The 19,419-nt window shown below is 72.7% G+C and carries 14 protein-coding genes; 6 read left to right on the top strand and 8 right to left on the bottom strand.

Features of this window, described 5'->3' with window-relative positions; genetic code table 11:
• Positions 1-71 precede the first annotated feature (71 nt).
• The 3 genes from ACS04_RS24850 to ACS04_RS24840 all read right to left on the bottom strand — a co-directional run bounded on the left by ACS04_RS24850 (position 72) and on the right by ACS04_RS24840 (position 4,278).
• Complete coding sequence (locus ACS04_RS24850) at positions 72-1,799, bottom strand: thiamine pyrophosphate-dependent enzyme (RefSeq protein ID WP_048478978.1); 1,728 nt, start codon at positions 1,797-1,799, stop codon at positions 72-74.
• A 51-nt stretch (positions 1,800-1,850) separates the two neighbouring features.
• Entirely contained in the window at positions 1,851-3,434 is a 1,584-nt protein-coding gene (locus tag ACS04_RS24845) for an FMN-binding glutamate synthase family protein (protein WP_048478977.1), read from the bottom strand.
• Positions 3,435-3,534: 100 nt separating this feature from the next.
• Positions 3,535-4,278, bottom strand: a complete 744-nt coding sequence (locus ACS04_RS24840; protein ID WP_048478976.1) for an SDR family NAD(P)-dependent oxidoreductase — start codon at positions 4,276-4,278, stop codon at positions 3,535-3,537.
• A 219-nt stretch (positions 4,279-4,497) separates the two neighbouring features.
• Between ACS04_RS24840 and ACS04_RS24835 the strand changes: the two genes are divergently transcribed.
• Positions 4,498-5,490 (top strand): AraC family transcriptional regulator, encoded by a 993-nt coding sequence (locus tag ACS04_RS24835; protein WP_048478975.1) that lies wholly within the window; start codon positions 4,498-4,500, stop codon positions 5,488-5,490.
• A gap of 22 nt (positions 5,491-5,512) precedes the next feature.
• On the opposite strand, the gene ACS04_RS24830 is transcribed toward ACS04_RS24835, so the two are convergent.
• Positions 5,513-5,893 (bottom strand): hypothetical protein, encoded by a 381-nt coding sequence (locus ACS04_RS24830; RefSeq protein ID WP_048478974.1) that lies wholly within the window; start codon positions 5,891-5,893, stop codon positions 5,513-5,515.
• 189 nt (positions 5,894-6,082) lie between these two features.
• Here ACS04_RS24830 and ACS04_RS24825 point away from each other — a divergent pair, with 189 nt between their 5' ends.
• Positions 6,083-7,141, top strand: a complete 1,059-nt coding sequence (locus ACS04_RS24825; protein WP_048479005.1) for an aldo/keto reductase — start codon at positions 6,083-6,085, stop codon at positions 7,139-7,141.
• Positions 7,142-7,165: 24 nt separating this feature from the next.
• Here the strand turns inward: ACS04_RS24825 and ACS04_RS24820 are convergent, their stop codons facing one another.
• Together ACS04_RS24820 and ACS04_RS24815 are read right to left on the bottom strand one after the other, a co-directional pair.
• Positions 7,166-8,587 (bottom strand): MFS transporter, encoded by a 1,422-nt coding sequence (locus tag ACS04_RS24820; RefSeq protein ID WP_048478973.1) that lies wholly within the window; start codon positions 8,585-8,587, stop codon positions 7,166-7,168.
• A gap of 293 nt (positions 8,588-8,880) precedes the next feature.
• The gene (locus ACS04_RS24815) at positions 8,881-10,107 is read right to left on the bottom strand and encodes a saccharopine dehydrogenase family protein (protein WP_048478972.1); all 1,227 of its coding nucleotides are present in this window, start codon (positions 10,105-10,107) and stop codon (positions 8,881-8,883) included.
• A 124-nt stretch (positions 10,108-10,231) separates the two neighbouring features.
• Here ACS04_RS24815 and ACS04_RS24810 point away from each other — a divergent pair, with 124 nt between their 5' ends.
• The 3 genes from ACS04_RS24810 (at position 10,232) to ACS04_RS24800 (ending at position 13,750) form a co-directional block, all read left to right on the top strand.
• Positions 10,232-10,945, top strand: a complete 714-nt coding sequence (locus tag ACS04_RS24810) for a TetR/AcrR family transcriptional regulator (RefSeq protein WP_048478971.1) — start codon at positions 10,232-10,234, stop codon at positions 10,943-10,945.
• Positions 10,946-11,204: 259 nt separating this feature from the next.
• On the top strand, positions 11,205-12,704 hold the full coding sequence (locus tag ACS04_RS24805) for an APC family permease (RefSeq protein WP_048479004.1): 1,500 nt from the start codon (positions 11,205-11,207) through the stop codon (positions 12,702-12,704).
• Positions 12,705-12,916: 212 nt separating this feature from the next.
• Positions 12,917-13,750, top strand: coding sequence for a PIG-L family deacetylase (locus ACS04_RS24800; RefSeq protein ID WP_048478970.1), 834 nt, complete (start codon positions 12,917-12,919; stop codon positions 13,748-13,750).
• A 98-nt stretch (positions 13,751-13,848) separates the two neighbouring features.
• On the opposite strand, the gene ACS04_RS24795 is transcribed toward ACS04_RS24800, so the two are convergent.
• Positions 13,849-14,889 (bottom strand): vWA domain-containing protein, encoded by a 1,041-nt coding sequence (locus tag ACS04_RS24795; protein WP_048478969.1) that lies wholly within the window; start codon positions 14,887-14,889, stop codon positions 13,849-13,851.
• Positions 14,890-15,012: 123 nt separating this feature from the next.
• Here ACS04_RS24795 and ACS04_RS24790 point away from each other — a divergent pair, with 123 nt between their 5' ends.
• The gene (locus tag ACS04_RS24790) at positions 15,013-18,519 is read left to right on the top strand and encodes an ATP-binding protein (RefSeq protein WP_053080939.1); all 3,507 of its coding nucleotides are present in this window, start codon (positions 15,013-15,015) and stop codon (positions 18,517-18,519) included.
• On the opposite strand, the gene ACS04_RS24785 is transcribed toward ACS04_RS24790, so the two are convergent.
• Positions 18,500-19,419: TIGR03619 family F420-dependent LLM class oxidoreductase (locus ACS04_RS24785; RefSeq protein WP_342449534.1), on the bottom strand; the 920-nt coding region annotated here is incomplete at its 5' end. The two genes, ACS04_RS24790 and ACS04_RS24785, sit on opposite strands and share 20 nt — an antisense overlap.

The raw sequence follows: 19,419 nt of genomic DNA, 5'->3' as shown, positions 1-19,419 counted from the left end.
GTCCCCGGCGCCCTGCGCGGGCCGCCGACGGGCCCCGGCGGGCTGTCGTCCGCCGGGGCCGGGGTCCTGCGTCAGCCTTCGTGGCTCGACAGCGTCTCCTTGATCTTGGCGATGGCGAAGCCCCATCCCTGGGCCACGGTCGGCTTGCCCGGCACGGCCACTTCCTCGGGGTTCGTCAGTACGTCCAGCAGGACCGGCCCCGGAGTCTGCATGGCCCGGCGCACACTGTCGTGGAGCTGGGCCGGATCGGTGACCCGGATCCCGGTCAGGCCGAGTGCCGTGGCGACGGCGGCGAAATCGGGGTTGTCCAGTTGTGTACCGAACTCGGGCAGGCCCGCCTGCTCCTGTTCGAGCTTGACCATGCCCAGCCTGCGGTTGTCGAAGACCACGAGCTTCACCGGGAGCCCGTACGTCTTGATCGTCATCAGGTCCCCGAGCAGCATGCTCAGCCCGCCGTCACCGCAGAAGGCGACGACCTGCCGGTCGGGCGCCCACAGCTGCGCCCCGAGCGCCTGGGGCATGGCGTTCGCCATCGACCCGAGGTTGTACGAGCCGACCAGCCGCCGGCTCCCGCGCATGCCGACGAAGCGGGACAGCCACACGGTGGCCATGCCGGTGTCGGAGGTGAACACGGCGTCCTCGTCGGCGTACCGGTCCACCGCGGCGGCCAGCGCCTCCGGACGGATCTCGTGGTCTCGGTTGTCGAGGGCCGCTCGCAGCCTGCCGGTCCACCGGCGCTCGTGGCCGGGGTCGGCCAGCCGCTGCTGCCCCTCCTCCCAGCGCGCGAACCGCTCCCGGGCGCCGTCCAGGTGCGTACGGTCGGAGGCCGCCTCCAGCAGGGGCAGCAGGGCGCGCAGGGTGGCCCCGACATCGCCCGCGAGACCCACGTCCACCGGGACCCGGCGCCCCAGGTGCTCCGCCCGGGTGTCCACCTGAACCACCTTGCAGCCCGTCGGGTACCAGTCGCGGTAGGGGAAGTCGGTGCCCAGCATCAAGAGCGCGTCGCCGTTGTCGAGCGCGTGCGCCGCAGCGGGATTCCCGATCAGGCCGGTCTGCCCCACCTGGAAGGGGTTGTCTCCCTCGAAGCCCTCCTTCGCCTTGAGCGTGAGCACCATGGGCGCTGCGAGCAGCTCCGCGGCCCGGAGCACCTCGGTACGGGCCTCGCGCGCCCCGCGGCCGACGAGCAGCGTGACCCGGGAGGCGGAGTTCAGCAGCTCGGCGGCCTCGGCGAGGGCCGGGTCCTCGGGCCGCGTGCGGGGCGCGGCGAGGGCGAAGCGCGTGGGGCGGTCCTCGCTCAGCTCCTGGTCGCCGAGGTCGCCGGGTACGGTCAGGACGGCCACCCCGCCCTGGGTCACGGCGGCGCGCACGGCCGATTCGAGCATCCTCGGCATCTGGTCGGGGGAGGTGACGGTGGCGCGGTAGACGGCCACGTCGCGGAAGAGCAGGTCGTTGTCGACTTCCTGGAAGTAGTCGCTGCCGACCTCGGCGAGCGGGACCTGCCCGCAGATCGCCAGGACCGGCGTGCGGCTCTTGGCCGCGTCGTAGAGCCCGTTGAGGAGGTGCACGGAACCCGGCCCGACCGTGCCCATGCACACCCCGAGGGTGTCGGACAGCTGCGACTGCGCCGAGGCCGCGAAGGCCGCGGCCTCCTCGTGCCGGCAGCCGACCCAGTCCAGGTCGTCGGTGGTGCGGATGGCGTCGGTCAGGGGGTTCAGGGCGTCCCCGACGACGCCGAAGACGTGCCGGACACCCAGTTCCTTGAGTGCGTCGACGATCACGTGGGCGACGGTACGTGCCACAGGAGTGCCCTTCGGTCCGGTGCGGCCCCCGCGGCGAGGGCCGGCGCGATGTCAGTGGGTGAAGCGGTCCGGGTCGGCCGCCCGCCAGTCGGATGCCCAGCTCTCGGGAGCCGATGCGAGCAGTTGTCCGGGTGTGAGCCACTCGTGGAGTTCCGCGTAGGAGTGGACGGTATGCGGATCCACCCGGTGTACCAGCTGGTGCGGGCTCAGCCCGGACGGCTCGTCGACGCCCATCGCCGCCATGATCTGCAGGGCGCTCTTGACGGTGGCCTCCTGGAAGCGTTGCACGCGTTCCGCCTTCTCGCCGACGTCCAGGGCTCGGGCGCGCCGCTCGTCCTGGGTGGCGACCCCCACGGGGCAGGTGTTGGTGTGGCAGCGCTGGGCCTGGATGCAGCCCACCGCGAACATCATGGCGCGGGCGGCATTGGTGTAGTCGGCTCCCTGGAGGAGGCGTTTGACCAGGTCACTGCCGGTGGCGACCTTGCCGCTGGCGCCGATTCGGATGCGCTCGCGCAGGCCCGTGCCCACGAGGGCGTTGTGGACGGTCATCAGCCCTTCGCCGAGTGGCAGCCCGACGTAGTCGGCGAATTCCAGCGGCGCGGCGCCCGTTCCGCCCTCCGCGCCGTCGACGATGATGAAATCCGGTGTGGTGCCCTCCTCCAGCATGGCCTTGCACACTGCGAGGAACTCCCGCCGCGAGCCGACGCAGAGCTTGAAACCGACCGGTTTGCCGTCGGCGAGCTCGCGCAGCCGGGCCACGAAGCGCACCAGCTCGCGCGGCGTGGAGTAGACGCGGTGGAACGGAGGCGACACGACCGTCCTGCCCTGCGGGACACCGCGCACCTCGGCGATTTCGGCGTTGACCTTGGCTCCCGGCAGGACGCCGCCGATGCCCGGCTTGGCGCCCTGGCTGATCTTCAGCGACACGCACTTGACCTGCTCGTACGCGGCCTTCCGGGCGAACTGCCGTTCGTCGAAGCCCCCGTCGTCGGTCCGGCAGCCGAAGTAGCCGGTGCCGATCTCCCAGACGAGGTCCCCGCCCGGGCGCAGGTGGTACTCCGACAGCCCGCCCTCGCCGGTGTCGTGGGCGAAGCCGCCCGCGTGCGCGCCCGCGTTGAGGGCGAGTACGGCATTGGCCGACAGCGAGCCGAAGCTCATCGCCGACACGTTGAGCAGGGCCATGTCGTACGGGCGGGTGCAGTCGGGTCCGCCGATCCGCACCCGGGGCGGATCCGTGCGCACCGGCCGCGGGGCCATCGACGGCACGAGGTACTCACTGCCGGGCCGGTACAGGTCGAGCTCGGTGCCGAACGGCTCCTCGGCGTCGGTCCCCTTGGCCCGCTCGTAAACGATGCTGCGGGTGTCCCGGTCGAAGGGGCGGCCGTCGAAGTTCCGCTCGACGAAGTACTGCTGGATCTCCGGCCGCAGGGCCTCCAAGGCGAAGCGGAGGTGCCCCAGCAGCGGGTAGTTCCGCAGGATCGAGTGCCGGCGCTGTACGAGGTCGTGTACGGCCACCAGCACGAGCAGGACCAGGGGGACGGCGAGGGCCGCGAGCCACGGCGTGGTCAGGGCGGCGGCGACCGACGCACCTATGGCGACCACGGCGAGCAGGGCCACGAGAGATATCTTCAGCACGTCGTGCTTCTGTCCCGAAGTCCGCAGGCCAACCGGTCGGAGGATGCGCCCGGTCCCTCCCGCCCCCGGCTCCGTCCGCCCCCCGCCCGATACGTACGGATCAGACGGCGGCGCCCGTCTCCTGGGCCAGCGCCCGCAGCAGGCGGTCCTGGAAGGCCCGGTCGTGGACCGCCCGGTGGGGCGGCTGCCGCCGGCGGTGGTACCAGTACCCGCCGCTCGTCAGGGCCTCGGGATCGGCGCTCGTCGCCAGCCATTCCTGTGTCCGGTGGCCGAGTTCGAGGTCGTCCGGCGCGTGCGGGCCTCCCATCCTCGTCGGGACCCAGCCCGGATCCACGGCGTTGCTCGCCACCTCCGGGCGCAGGCGGGCGACGGCGGCCGCGAGCGCCGTGACGAACAGCTTGCTGTCGGCGTACGAGCCCGCCTGCTCGCCCCGCCAGTCGATGCCGTCGAGCGAGGAGTGGGGGTGACCGTCGAAATGGGAGCCGCTGCTCAGGTACACGAGGCGGCGGGGCCCGCGCACCAGGGCCGTGAGGAGGTACGGCGCGATGACGTTGACCGGCATGACCGCCGGGCCGCTCCACACCCCCGCGTTGTGGATGACCGCGTCGAGCGGCTTCGCGTCGTTCAGCTCCTCGGCGATGCGCCGTACGGTGCCGCGGTCGGTGAAGTCGCCCACCACCAGGCCCGCGCCGCGCTCCAGCAGCGGGGCGAGGGCGGCCGCCCGCTCCGGGTTCCGGGCGTGCACCACCACCTCGTGCCCCGCGGACAGCAGGGACTCGGCTGCCGCCCGTCCCAGCCCGTCGGCGGAACCGGTCACCAGGATCCGGCTGGTCGTGTGGTTCATGGCTCTCCTCGTCGGGGCGGGAGGCGTCCCTGCGCGCGATGCGGGGCGCGCGCGTCGCGGCCTGCATCCTGACACGGGCGTGAGCGCCGCGCGTCGTACGGGGCGGGGATGCGCAGCGGTTCTGCCCGAAGGGCGTAGGTCCGCCCGCCTGGAGCGACCCTATTCTGGAAGGCCGGGCCGGGCCTCCAGCCGGCCGCCTGCGGAAGGGGGAGGGCTGCGATGCGACGGAATTCCCCGGCCGGTTCGCCCGGCCGGACGAGCTTCCGGATCACGGACCTGGAAGCCGCCCGCGACTGGATGAGGAACGCGTACGGCACGAGCCTGCGGATGAGGTCCCCCGCGCCGAACGGCACCTTCAGCTACTCCCGTACGCTCGCCGGCCCCGTCACGCTGAGCACGCTCGCGCTGGCCGCCGAGTACGCGTACGCCAGCGAGCCGCTGGACGCCGTGGCCATCACCCATGTGGTGAGCGGCCGGATGCACCGGGAATGCGCCGACGACGCCCTCGCCGCGGGGCCGGGCGACGTCCTCGCGATCTCACAGCCCGACCAGCCGTACACCGGCCGCGTCGAGGGGGCCGAGCTGCACGCGGTGTCCCTGCCCCGCCGACTCGTCGAGGACGCCGCGGGCCGCCGGCCGGGCCGGCCCGCGCCGCCGCTGCGGTTCACCCGGTTCACCCCCGTCTCCCCGGCGCTGGCGCAGCAGTGGAAGAAGGCCGTGGCCTATCTGGAGTCGGACGTCCTGGCCGGGCCCGCGGCCGGTGAACCGCTGGTGCTGGACGCCGCCGCCCGCATGATCGCAGCCCATGTGCTGACCACTTTCCCGAACACCGCGCACCCCGCGCCCGTACTGGCCGACACCCGCGACGCGACGTCGGAGACCGTCCGGCGAGCCGTGGCCTTCATCGAATCCGCGCCCGACGCCGAGATCGGTCTGACGGAGATGGCCGCGGCCGCGGGCGTCACCCCGAGAGCGCTCCAGTACGCCTTTCGCCGGCATGCCGGTACGACGCCGACCGCCTACCTGCGCCGCGTACGGCTCGACCTCGCGCACGCCGACCTGCTGGCGGCCGGCCCGGCGGACGGGGTCGGGGTGGCGGCCATCGCCCATCGGTGGGGCTTCCACCACCTCGGCCGTTTCGCCGCCGCCTACCGCGCGGCATACGGGCACGCGCCGAGCCACACCCTGGGGGAGAGCGGCCCGGCCACGTAGCCCGGGCCGGGGCGCCGGCCGGCTAAACGGCCGGGTCCGGGGCAGGACCGGAGCCCGTGGCCTCCCGGGGCCGCAGCGCGAGGAGGTGATCACCCCGGACCGCCACATCGAGGCCGCCGTCCCGCAGGGTCACCGCCAGAGCCGTCCGCAGAGCGGTGTGCAGGCCCGGCAGGGCGGTGAACCGGGAGAGGTCCTCCTCGTGACCGTGGACCTGGATGGTCGGCCGCAGTACCTCCTGAGCGGCCCATCCGATCAAGACGCCCTCCGGCGCCGCCCAGACGCGCAGGCCGTGCCCGTCCTGCGGCACCGTCTCGAAACCGGCACGGGCGAGCAGACGCCGCACACGTGCGCAGTCGTCGCCGGACCCGTCCTGGGTGAGCCCGGCGATCGTGGGGGAGGACATGCTTCCACTTTCGACCCGTCCCGGTGCCCGCGAAAGCCGTATTGCGAAGACCCGCACCCGCTGTCGGCCGGAATGCGAAGCCGGTGCCGCCGCGCGGTTCGGTGGGCAGAGGAGCTGGTCCAACCGGGGCTGTCTGCCGAGTGCTTGCGCTGGAGCGCACTCCAACTCCTGGAGTTCCGCCCCATGACCATGAGATACCGCACCCTGGGTGGGACCGGCATAGAGGTGAGCGCGCACTGCCTCGGCACGATGATGTTCGGAGCGGTGGGGAACGGGGATCACGAGGACTGCGTGCGCATCATCCACGCCGCACTCGATCAGGGCATCAACTTCGTCGACACGGCAGACATGTACTCCGCCGGAGAGTCCGAAGAGATCGTGGGCAAGGCGCTCAGGGGGCGGCGCGATGACGTCGTACTCGCCACCAAGGTCCACTTCCGGATGGGAGAGGGGCGCAACCGCAGCGGAAACTCGCGGCGGTGGATCACGCAGGCCGCCGAGGACAGCCTGCGGCGGTTGGACACCGACTGGATCGACCTCTACCAGGTGCACCGGCCCGACCACACGACGGACGTCGAGGAGACCCTCTCGGTCCTCGGCGACCTGGTGCGGGCGGGCAAGATCCGCGCCTTCGGCTGCTCCACCTTCCCCGCCGAGGAGATCGCAGAGGCGCACCACGTCGCCGAGCGGCGGGCCCTGCCGCGGTTCCGTACGGAGCAGCCCCCGTACTCGATCCTCGCGCGCGGGGTGGAGGCCGCCGTGCTGCCGGTCGCCCGGCGCCACGGCATGGGCGTACTGACCTGGAGCCCGCTGGCCTCCGGCTTCCTGAGCGGCAGGTACCGGCTGGGCGGGCCCGTCGACCTGAGCACGGGGAGGGCGGCGCTGACACCCGCGCGCTTCGACCCGGCGATTGCCGGCAACATCGCGAAACTGGAGGCCGTGGAAGCGCTCGTCGAGCTCGCCGACGGGATCGGCTGCACCTTGCCCGAGCTTGCGGTCGCCTTCCCCGTCGCCCATCCCGCGGTCACTTCGGTGATCATCGGTCCGCGGACCATGGACCAACTGAACTCGCTGGTCAAGGGCGCCGGACTGGTCCTTGATGACGCGGCGCTCGACCGGATCGACGAGATCGTGCCGCCGGGGACGAACCTCTACCAGCCCGACGGCGTGTGGCGCCCGCCGGCTCTGACCGACCCCGCGCAGCGCCGCCGGGCACCGCAGGACCGCGCGGCGGGCGGGTGCACCTGACGTCACCTGAGCCGCCGAGGGGCGTCACCCCACGGGAATCGACGCGGACGTGGGAACGGACACGGAGTCGGGCATCGAGCCGGGTGCGGACTCGGGCACACCCGGCTCGGTCACGTACTCGGCCGCGGCCTCCTCCCCGGTGCTCCGGCGCGGAACGAAGAGGGTCACCAGCGCACCGAGGACGGCGACGCCGGCGAAGGCGTAGAACGCGTGGTGGGGCGAGATGCCGGCGCTCATCAGGGCGCCGCCGACCAGGGGCCCGCCGATGCCACCGAGCCGGCCGAACCCGGCACACCAGGCGACTCCGGCGGCGCGGGCCCGGGTGTCGTAGTAGTTCGCGACGAAGCCGTACACCAGGACCTGGGTGCCGATCGTGCCGATTCCGGCCACCGCGACCAGCGCCAGCAGAGCCCCGAGGGGCAGCCCCAGGGTGAGCAGCACCAGGGAGACGGCGGCCAGCACGAAGGTGGAGGTGATCACCCGCTGCGGGCCCCTCCGGTCGGCGGCCCGGGAGGCGAGAAGCCCACCGATGACCGCCCCGCCGTTCAGGGCGAGCAGGAAGACCAGTGAGTACGATTTGTCGAAGCCGCTCTGCCCCATGATCTCGGGCAGCCACGTGTTCAGGGCGTAAGTGAGCAGGAGACCGGAGCAGCTCATCAGGCCGAGCAGAACCGTGGGCAGAGCGTACCGGCGGCTCGCCAGCGCCGCGAAGCCGACCTTCTCGTCGTCGGCCGCCCGGACCGGCCCGTTCAGCGCGACTCCGGTGCGCTCGGAGAGCAGGTGGGCCCGCTCGGTGTGCCCGCGCGCCTGGAGCCACTTGGGAGACTCGGGCAGGCACAGCAGTGTGACCGGCAGCAGGACCACGAGGGGAGCCGCACCGAAGAGGAACAGGGTGCGCCAGCTGTCCCCGCCGGAGGTGATGAGTGCCAAGACCGCGGCGAGGACACCGCCGACGGGGACGCCGCTGTAGACGATCGCGTTGTAGACGTTGCGGCGGTGGGGCGGCGCGAACTCCGCGACCATCGCGGCGGCGGTGGCCACCAGGGCGCCCACCCCGATACCGGTGAGGAAGCGCAGGACGCCGAACTCGGGGATGCTCGTGGCGAAGGCGCTCAGCCCCATGGCGACGGAGAACCAGATGATCCCCGCGATCATGACGCGACGGCGTCCTACGTGGTCGCCGACCGCTCCGGCGCTCAGCGCGCCGACCATGACGCCCATGAGCGCATAGGAGCCGAGCGCGCCGGCCTGGGCGACGGAGAGGTGGCCGATCTGACTCGGGTCGCGCAGGAACTGTGGGACCACGGTCCCGTAGACGACCAGGTCGTAGCCGTCGAAGACCAGCGTGACGGTGGTGATGGCGATGAGCCGGCGCAGCGTCGTGCGGTGCTGCCGGCTGATCTGTCTGTGCGGTGAGGTGTTCTTTCCGTGCGGTGAGGTGTTCATTCGGAAGGCCCCGGTTGTGTGAGCGGACGGGTGTGCTTCCGCCGCCGCACCGATTTCCGCGCACGTCGAGGGGTACGACGCGCGCGGGCTCGACCACGGTGGGACATGCGGTCGCTCGCCTGAGGGCGGTGGGAGCGCGAACCAGATGAACGTACGGCCGACACACCGCCGTCGATGCCGATGATCTTGAGATCGGTCATGTCGCGCCCGTCCGGGCAAGGGGCGAGGGCCGCTGTCGCGGGCCGGGGCGGCCGGAGTCCGAAACGGCCCGCGACAGCGGCGGACGGCTGCGATCAGCCCTGTTCGCGGATGCCCCAAGGGGAGCCGTACGCGGTCAGCAGGTCCAGGAACGGGCGCGGCGGAAGGGCCTCCGGGCCGAGTACGCCCGACTCCGCCCAGACCCCGCCGGCCATGAGCTCGAGCGCCACGACCGGGTTGACCGCGGTCTGCCACACCACGGCCTGCGACCCGTACTCGCGCATCGACCACTGGTTGTCCACCACGTGGTACAGGTACACCTCGCGCGGGCGGCCGTTCCGGGTGCCCTTCACCCACGTCCCCGCGCAGGTCTTGCCCGACATCAGCTCGCCCAGGCCGGCCGGGTCGGGCAGGCACGCCGCGACCACGTCGCGCGGAGAGACCCGTACCGGGCTGCCGTCCGCGCCGCGCACCGTGACCGGTTCGGTCGAGTCCAGGCCCAGCGCGTGCAGGGTCTTCAGCTTGCCGATGAAGTCCTCGCCCAGGCCGTACTTGAAGGTGACCCGGCGGGCATCCACCCGGCGCGGGACCAGCAGCACCTCCTCGTGCTCGACGTTGACGCACTCGACCGGCCCGATGCCCTCCGGGAAGTCGAAGACCTCCGGCTCGCTGAACGGCTCGGTGGTGAACCATCCGCGCTCGCGCTCGTAGATCACCGGCGGGTTCAGGCACTCCTCGATCGTCGTCCAGATGTTGAAGGACGGCGCGAACTCGTGACCCTCGACCGTCAGGTTCGCCCCGTCGCGGATGCCGATCTCCTCGATCGTGTCGAAGAGTTCGTCTGCCGCGTACCGGGCGAAGACGTCCGACAGGCCGGGCTCGACACCCATGCCGACCAGAGCCAGCCGCCCCGACTTCTCCCAGGCGCCGGCCCGCTCGAACTGTTCGTCGCCGAGCTTGACCCCGCACTGCGCGTAGGGCCGGTCGGGGTGCGGCCGGGACAGGGACATCGCCATGTCCATGTAGTGACTGTCAGCCGCCAGCGCGGCTTCGAACAAGGGCATCACGAACCGCGGATCCGTGGCGTTCAACAGCACGTCGCACCGCTCCTCGGTCAGCAGCGCCGCCACCGCCGCCTGGTCGGAGGCGTCGATGCGGCGCGCGTGGAACCGGCCGCCGTCCTCGCCGAGCGCGGCCACGGCCGCCTCGGCGCGGTCCAGGTCGTAGTCGGCGACCACGAAGCGGTCGAAGAAGTCCCGGCGGGCCGCGATCCGGGTGATCGCGGTACCGACGCCACCGGCGCCCACAAGCAGAACACGCATGACGAAACCCTCTCTCGGTGAGGTCCGCGGAGGTCCGCGCCCCATGGGAGGGATGAAAGCCGGGGCCGCGAGATAAGGTCAATGGTGTTGGCGTAAGGGTGGAGGCGTGAGAGGAAGGTGCCCGATGGCGAAGCCCGTGGTCCCCGAGGAAGCCCGCAGGCGGCGACGCCCCACCCGGCAGGGCGTGGTCCTGTCCGAGCGGCTCATCGTCGAGACCGCCCTGCGCATGCTGCGCGAACACGGCAGCGCGGGTCTGTCGGCCCGCAGACTCGGCGCCGCGCTCGGCGCCGATCCCAGCACCCTCTACCGGTACTTCGACGGCATGGACGCCCTCACCCTGGCCATCGGCGAGGAGCTCATCGGCCGGGCCCTCGACGGCTGGGCGGTCACCGGCCGGTGGCGTCACGACCTGCGCGAACTCGGGCTGCGCATCCACGGCGCCTACCTCGCACACCCGCAGGCGGCCGTGCTCACCGCCGGCCGCGTGACCGGCCGGCCCCGCGAGATCGCCGCCGACGAGGCCGTCCTCGGCATCCTGCGCACAGCGGGTTTCCCCGATCCGGAGGCGGTGCTGATCTACCACGCCTTCATCGACCAGAGCCTGGCCTTCGCGGCGCTCGACGCCGGAGCCCTCGCCCTGACCGAGCCCTCCCGGACCTCCGACGAAGGGCAGTGGGAGTCCACGTACGCGCGCCTGCCGGCCGACGAGTACCCGCACATCGCCGCCACCAAGCGACTGCTCGCCGCCCGCATGAACCACAGCGCCTACCCGGTCGCCCTGGACATGCTGCTCGCGAGCGCGGAAGCCAGGCTCCGGTCCCTGCCGCCGGCCGGCTGACCCGGGCGCGCTCAGTCGCCGGGACCTGCGCGGGCCCTTATGCCAACACCATTGACCCCTTCCCGCCCGCGCGGGTTTCCTCTTCGCAGTTCACGCCCTGTTCACACCGCGCCGCCACGGCGCGGCCCGCACACCGCACTCAGCACAGCGAGGGACGATGGCCGCAGACACCCCGCCGGAAACCACCCCCCGAGCCGCCACGGCCACCACCGCGCCCGCGCCGCCGGTCGGCCCGACCGCCGCGGCCGGCCCGACCGGGATGACCGGCCCGGCCGCCCCGAGCGGGAACGGCGCACCGGAGGCGCCCACCCCGGCCGGAGCCCTCACACCGGACGCGATCGGCTTCCTCGACGCCCTCGCCATCGGCCTCAACGCCACCTCGCCCGCCTACTCGCTGGCCGCCGTCATCGGACCCCTCGTCGCCCTGGTCGGCGTACACGCCCCCGGGGTCATGCTCGCGTCCTTCGTCCCCATGCTGCTGATCGCCTCCGCCTTCCACTTCCTCAACCGGGCCGATCCGGACTGCGGTACGACCTTCTCCTGGGTCACCCGCGCCCTCGGCCCCACCACCGGATGGCTGGGCGGCTGGGCCATCGCGATGACCGGAGTACTCGTCGTCGGCTCGCTCGCCGACGTCGCCGTCGGCTTCGGCCTCCTCGCCGTCGGGGCCGACGGCCTGGCCGACGACACCCTGGTCCGCGAGGCCCTCACCGTCCTGCTGATCCTGCTCATGTCCTGGCTCTGCGTCCGCGGCACCGAGGTGTCGGCCCGCTTCCAGAACGTCCTGGGACTGCTCCAGGTCCTCTGCCTCGTCGTGTTCGCGGCCGTCGCCGTCTACCGCGTGTACGCCGGCACGGGATCCCTGGATGCCGTACGCCCGGGCGCCGACTGGCTCGACCCCTTCGGGGCCGGTGGCCCCGCGCTCACCGGCGGCCTGCTGCTCGGCGTCTTCGCCTACTGGGGCTGGGAGTCCGCCGTCAACCTGACCGAGGAGACCAAGGACTCCGCGAACGCCCCCGGCCGGGCCGGCATCTGGTCCACGGTGGTCCTGCTGGCGACGTACCTGGCCGTGGCCTTCGCCGTCGTCGCCTACGCCGGTACCGCGTACCTCGCCGGACACGCCGATGCGGCGGAGGACGTCTTCGCCGCGCTCGCCCGTGAGGTGCTCGGCGGATGGGACTGGATCCTGCTGCTCGCCGTCGCCACCTCCGCCCTCGCCTCGACGCAGACGACCATCATCCCGGCCTCCCGTACGGCGCTGTCCATGGCCCGCCGAGGGGCGCTGCCCGGCGCCTTCGCCCACATAGACGCGCGCCGGGGCACGCCGAGCACCAGCACCTGGTGGGTCACGGGCACCGCGACGGTCTGGTACGTCGTCATCCACCGGATCAGCGAGAACGCCCTGGCTGACTCCCTCACCGCCCTGTCCCTGCTCATCGCCTTCTACTACGCCCTCACCGGCATCGCCTGCGCCGTCTGGTACCGGCGCCGCCTGATGCGGGGACCGGGCCCCTTCCTGCTGCTCGGCTTGGGCCCCCTGCTCGGCTCGGCCATGCTGATCTGGCTGCTGGTGGAATCCGTGGCCGACATGGCCGACCCGGGCAACGCCTCCAGTTCGACCGCCTGGTTCGGTCTGGGCGCCCCCCTGATCATCGCGTTGTTCCTGGCGGGCGCCGGAGTCGTGCTCATGCTGGTGCGCCGCGCCGCCTCCGGAGCCTTCTGGCGCGAACGCCCCGGCGTGGCCCCCGAGGCCCCGTAGGCGCCCGGCTCGCGCTCCTCATCCGGAAGATCAATGGGCCGCGCCGGGAACAGCCGGGCCGACCGGCACTGTTGTACTGGGGTGGGGACCGGCGCCGTACCGGCGGGGACACGGACACGTCGAAGTCGTCCGCTCCCGCAGGAGCCGGTCCCCGTCATTGCGTGACGCCCGGCGCGCACGCCGCCCAGACGTATTTCCGCAGGAGGACTTTCATGGCCGACCGGCCTTTGACGCTCATGGCAGTGCACGCCCACCCCGACGACGAGGCCACCGGAACCGGCGGCGTCCTCGCGCGCTACGCGGCGGAGGGCATCCGCACGGTCTTGGTGACGTGTACCGACGGCGGGTGCGGGGACGGGCCGGGAGGTGCCAAGCCGGGCGATCCCGGGCACGACCCGGCGGCCGTCGCCTCGATGCGCCGTCAGGAACTCGAGGCGAGCTGTGAAGTCCTGAAGATCAGCGACCTGGAGATGCTGGACTACGCCGACTCCGGGATGATGGGCTGGCCGAGCAACGACGCCGCCGGATCCTTCTGGCAGACCCCCGTTGAGGAAGGCGCCGCCCGGCTCGCGACCCTCATGCTGCACTACCGGCCCGATGTGGTCGTCACCTATGACGCGAACGGCTTCTACGGTCACCCCGACCACATCCAGGCGCACCGGATCACCATGGCGGCGCTGGAGATGACCGGGCTGACCCCGAAGGTGTACTGGACGACGATGCCGCGCTCGGCGATGCAGCGGTTCGGCGAGATCATGCGCGAGTTCCACGAGGACATGCCGGAGCCGGACCCCGCGGAGACCGCCGCGCTGGCCGAGATCGGTCTTCCCGACGACGAGATCACCACCTGGGTGGACACCACCGCCTTCGCGGGTCAGAAGTTCGACGCGCTGGCCGCGCACGCCAGTCAGGGCGAGAACATCTTCTTCCTCAGGATGGGCAAGGAGCGGTTCGCCGAGCTGATGGGCATGGAGACCTTCGTACGTGTCCAGGACGCCACCGGCGCGGCCGTACCCGAGAACGACCTCTTCGCCGGACTGCGCTGACCCGCCCGGCCACCGACGCCCACCGGCGGCCGGGCGGCACCCCGCGGTGCCGCCCGGCCTTGGACCCCACCCGGCACCGACCCGGGCCCTCACCGGCGTCAGTTCATGAGCAGCAAGCGCGTGTTCGGCGCCAGCTTCCGGTTCACGCTGGTGCTCTGGATGAAGATCGTGAACTCGTCGTTGTGGTCCGGCTTGAGGCGGACCTCCACATCCGGCAGTCCGAGCAGGGCCCGGGCCTGCGGACCCGTGTACACGCGGTCCGTCTTCTTCTCCAGCACCGCGATCTGCTTTCGCGCCTGGACCTTTTCCGACTTGCTCAGCTGATAGAAAGCACCACCGGTGCGATAGACGTGCCCGCTTTCGGTGACCCATTCCCGGATTCCCGCATCACGGGCCACCGGAATCAACGTGTACTCCGACGGATCCACCGGCGTGAGACCGGCCGCCTCGATCGTTTCCTTGTTGACGGCGTCCGCACCCGTGGAGAATACCGCGCGCGATCCTCGGATTCCCTGCGAGCGCCCCACCATGAACTTTTCGGTGGCCTGCTTGATGACTTCCCCGGCGTCCTCCAGCCCCTGCGTGCTCGTGGCGTCCCAGACGGCGATGTTGTCCTTCGGGAAACCGCACTGCATGGCCTCGCGCTTGCCCATCTGGTCCGGCACCAGGACGGCCAGCGTCCAGTTGTCCTCCTGCGTCGCGATCAACCGGGACACGGCCTGCGCCAGTTCCCGCGGATCCCTGGAAGGGGCGTCCGAGCAGCGGTGACTCGCGTTCTCCTGCCCGTCGGTCAGCACGAACGTCAGGAAGCTGTGGTCGCCGTACAGCTGGGCCGTCTGCGCCAGCTCCCGCTGGGACTTCAGCGTGGCCGCCAGCAGAGCCGTCATCCCGCCGACCCGGTACAACTGCTTCAGGGACGGCATCCGCAGCACGTCCTTGTCGTAGATGACGCATTCCACCTTGTCCGCGAACACGTACACCGTGACCCGGGTTTCCTGGTCGAGTTCCTCCGACCGGCGTGCCAGATAGGCGATTTGCTGGTCGGCGACTTCGACGACCTTCCGGTTCAGATGCGACATCGACGAACTGGCATCCAACACAAGAGCAACGTGATTGATGAAGTTCTGGTTTCCGGACATGGCCGCTCCCCCTCTTCCCGACTGGATGATCCAACCTTCTCACCCACCACTGACAATCGCCGGGCTCACGAACCGCGTTGCCGGGCGACCGCGGCCGCAACCTCCCCTTATCATGTTCTTGTCATGGTCACAGTGAAGGTGCTCGGCTCGCTCCGGGTCGAGGTCGACGGCCGCCCGGTCGATGCGGGGGGCCGGCTCGCCCGTATGGTCCTGGTCCAACTGCTGCTCGCCCGAGGGGCGGTCGTGCCCACGGAGCGGATCATCGAGCGCCTGTGGCCCACCCGCGCCCCGTCGAGCGCCCACGCGTCGCTCCACGCCTACATCGCGCGTCTGCGGCGCGTCCTCGAACCGGAACGCGCGCCGCGCACGCCCGCGCGACTGCTGCTCAGCGCGCCCTACGGCTACGCCCTCGCCCTGGAATCGGACGCGGTCGACGCCTGGGTGTTCGAGGGCCGACTGCTGGCCTGCTCGGCGCCGGAGTTGCCCGCCCCCGTCGCCGCCGAGGGGCTGGCCGAGGCGCTCGCGTCCTGGAGCGGCCAGCCGTACGCCGAGTTCTCGGACGAGCCGTGGACCGCCGGCGAGCGCGCCCGACTGGACGAGCTGCACCGCGCCGCCCGCGAACGGCTCGCCGCGGCACGGCTGGCCGGCGGGCAGGCCGCACAAGCCCTCGCCGACGCCGGCGCCCTGACCCGGGAGCAGCCGCTGCACGAGGAGGGCTGGCGACTGCTGGCCCTGGCGCTGTGGGCCCGTGACCGCCAGGGGGACGCCCTGGCCGCGCTGCGCGAGGCCCGGCGCGTACTCGGAGAGGAACTCGCGGTCGAGCCCGGGCCCGCCCTGCTGGAGCTGGAGCAGGCCCTGCTGCACCAGCGCCTCGACGTGCTCCACCGGGCCACCGGGACCCCCGCGGCGGCCACCGGACACCCACGGGCGGCCACCGCCGGAGCGCCGGAACCACAGGCGCCCGCCCCGCAAGCGCCGGCTCCGGCCGGACCCGGGCACAGGACCCCGACGGCCCTTCCCCCGCAGCCCCCGGCCGCGAGAGCCCCGACCTCCCCGGCAGCCCCGACCTCCCTGGCGGCGGACCGGCTCCTGGGCCGTGACGAGGAGCTGGCCGGACTCGCCGCCGCCGCCGACCGTGCCCGGGCCGGGCGCGCGCAGGTGGTCCTGATCTCCGGTGAGGCCGGTATCGGCAAATCGAGCCTCCTGGAGGCCGCCGTCCGCCAACTCCCTGCCCAGGGCTGGCTGGTCGGCTCGGGACAGTGCCCGGAGACGGACGGGGCCCCGCCCGGCTGGGCCTGGTTCGACATGCTGCCGGCCCTGGCGCATGCCGCGCCGCCGGGTCCGTACGCCGATGCGCTCGCCCCGCTGCTGGCGCCCGGAACCGAGCGGGACCTCGGGCTGCCGGACGGGAGCCCGGCCCGGCGTTTCCACCTGCACAAGGCGCTGCTCGGCTGGCTCCGCGACACGGCCCTGCGGCGACCGCTCGCCATCGTGCTGGACGACCTGCACCGGGGCGACCAGGAGAGCATCGAGCTGTTCCTCCTCTGCGCCGAGCGGCTGCGCGACGTACCCCTGCTGCTGGTGGGCTCGTACCGCACCGGCGAGGGCGACCTGACCGGGGCACTGGCACGGCTGGCCCCCTGCTCGCCCCTGAGGCTTGCCCTCGGCGGCCTCTCGGACGCCCAGGCGCGGGAACTGCTGCGGCGCGGCGCGGCCGCCATGAGTGATCACGCCGCGGTGGCCCTGGCCGAACGGGCCGGGGGCAACCCCTTCCACCTGCGCGAGAGTTCGCTCCTGCTGGCCGGTGAGGGCGAGCGGCAGGCGCTGGCCCGTGTCCCGCAGGGCGTCCAGGACGTACTGCGGCGAAGGCTGGCCCTGCTCGCGCCGGCCGTCACGGCCGGACTGCGGCTCGCGGCCGTCGCCGGACGCGAGGCCGCGGTCGCCCTCCTCGTCCACGCCGCGGACGGCGACGCCGAGCAGCTCCTCGACGCCCTCGACGCGGGCGTCACCGCCGGACTGCTCACCGAGCCGCGCCCGGGTACCGTCCGCTTCACCCACGCCCTCGTCCGGGACGCTCTGGAGGGAGACCTCACGCGCCTGCGGCTCGCGCGGATGCATTCGCGCCTGGGCCGGAGCCTGATCGCCCTCGGCTCGGACGACGTCTCCGCCATCGCGCACCACCTCCTGCGGGCGGCCGCGGTCGTGAGCGCCGACGCCGGGCCCGCGGTCCGCCACGCCCGCCTCGCGTGCGAGCAGGCGGTGCGCCGCTACGCGCCGCAGAACGCCGAGGCCCTCCTAAACGCGGCCCTCGCCCTCCTCGCCGAACACCCCGCCGCCTTCGCCGACCAGGATGCGCCCCTGCTACGGGTGCTGCTGCTGGGGCAGCTGGTGGACTGCCGGATCCGCATGGGCGCCGTGGTGCCGGCACGGGAGGCCCAGGAGCAGGCCGTACGGGTGGCCCGCGCGGAGGGCCGGCCCGAGCTGCTGACCGCCGCCTACACCACGTGGACCGAGCCGACGCCCTGGCGGGTGCGCCCGTACGCGGCGTCCGACCCCGAGGCCGTCGAGGAGCTCGGGGAGCTGCTGAAGGACCCGGAACTGGGCGACCGGCAGCGCTGCCTGCTCCTGGACCAGCTCGCCGACGCCCTCGACGACACCGACCCCCGCGCGGTGACCGTGGCGCGCCGGGCCGTGGACCTCGCACGGACCGTGGGCGAGCCCCGCCTGCGGGGCCTGACCCTCACGTCGCTGCTGCGCAAGGTCGACGGCGAACTCGAACCCGCCGCCTACCGGGAACTCCACCGGGAACTCGCCGAGGTGGCCGCCGCCCAGGACAGTCCCGAGTACGCGTGGATGAGCGCCTACGTCGCCGCCCGGATCGCGGCCGGGCGCAATGACCCGGCCGAGATGGAGCGGTGTCTCGTACGAGCGGACGAGATCGCCCGCAGGTACGAGCTCCAGGGCGCGTTCGCGGTGGCCAGGCTGCGCCATCCCATGGTCGCCATGGCGCAGGGACGTTTCGAGGAGGCCGAGCGGGACCTGGGGACGGCGGTCGCGGAGCTGCGGGCCCGAGGGGCGGTGGACCTCAGCGGACTGGCCGCCCTCGGAGTCGGCTGCATGCGCTTCCAGCAGGGCCGGCTCGCCGAGATGCTGCCCGTACTGCTCCAGGTGTGGGAGCGGTACAAGCCGCACAACGAGGCCCTCGCCGCACTCGCGCTGCTGGCCGCCGACCGTCCTGCGCAGGCCCGGGAGATCTTCGGCCAACGCGTGCCGCTGCGGCGCGACTTCGCCTATCCCATACTGGCCGGGATGCGTGCGGTGGCCGCCATCGCCCTGGGCGACACCGCGGCGGCCGAGGAGGTGTACCAGGACCTGCTGCCCCTGCGGGGGCTGGCGGGCGGCGCGAGCAGCCTCAGCCTCGCCTTCCGGCCCGTCGCGCAGTCCCTCGGCGAACTCGCCCGCTTCCTGGACCGGCCCGAAGAGGCCCGGCGTCACTTCCTCGAAGCCATGAGGGTGGCAGCCGCGTGGGACTCACCCTTGTGGACGCGCGCCGCGCAGGCCGCACTGGCCGACCTGGGGCCGGAATCCGCAGGCGCCCCGGGCCTGGGGGCTACGCCAATTCGGCCATGAACTCCGAGGCGAGGTCGAGGAACTCCTGCGGTGAGTCCGTCGTCAACTGGAGGTCCACGAGCACCTCGTCGGTCTCCGCCGCGCACACCGCCCTGAGGTGCTCGCAGATCTGTCGCACGGTCCCGAGGTGGTGGGTCTCGGCGGGGTCGGCGTCGGTCTTCGTGACATCGGCGTTCACGCGGAACACCCGGCGCAGCGCCGCCGGGTCGCGGCCAGCCCTCTCGGCCGCCTGCGCGGCGACCGCCCACAGGCCGTCCAGGTGGGGCAGCGGCATCGACGCGCCGAGCCAGCCGTCGGCGCGCCTGCCGACCCGCTCCATGGCGTACGGGGTGAAACCGCCCAGCAGGATCGGCGGCCGCGGTCTCTGGAGGGGCTTGGGCAGCACGGTCGACTCGGGCACCGTCCACAAGGGGCCGCTGTGGACGACCCGCTCGGACCGCCATACGGCGTCGAGTACGTCAAGGGTCTCCTCCAGCCGTGCCCCGCGCCCCCGCCAGGGCACCCCGGCGGCCGTGTACTCCTCGCGCATCCAGCCGAGCCCGAGGCCCACGTCCAGGCGGCCGTGGCTGATGAGGTCGAGGGTCGTCAGCGCCCGGGCGAGTACGAGGGGCGGTTGCCACAGGGCGCCCAGCGTGCTGCTGCCGAGCCGGACCCGTGTGGTGGCCGAGGCCGCCACGCCCAGGGCGAGCAGCGGGTCGAGATGGGTGCCGTACCGGTCGGGCATCGGCTTCCCGCCGGGATATCCCGCGGCGGGGGTGAGCGGTGCCAGGAGCCGGTCGGCGACCCAGAGGGCGTGGCAGCCCAGCGCTTCCAGCGCGGCGCACATGCCGGCGGTGCGGTCGGGGTCGGCGAAGGGGCCGAACTGGGGGACGGAGAATCCGATGCGCATCGGTGGGACTT

Source organism: Streptomyces roseus, assembly GCF_001044425.1.
GTDB lineage: Bacteria > Actinomycetota > Actinomycetes > Streptomycetales > Streptomycetaceae > Streptomyces > Streptomyces roseus.
Note: the sequence above shows the minus strand (reverse complement) of the source record. Positions and strands in the feature narration are given on the sequence as shown.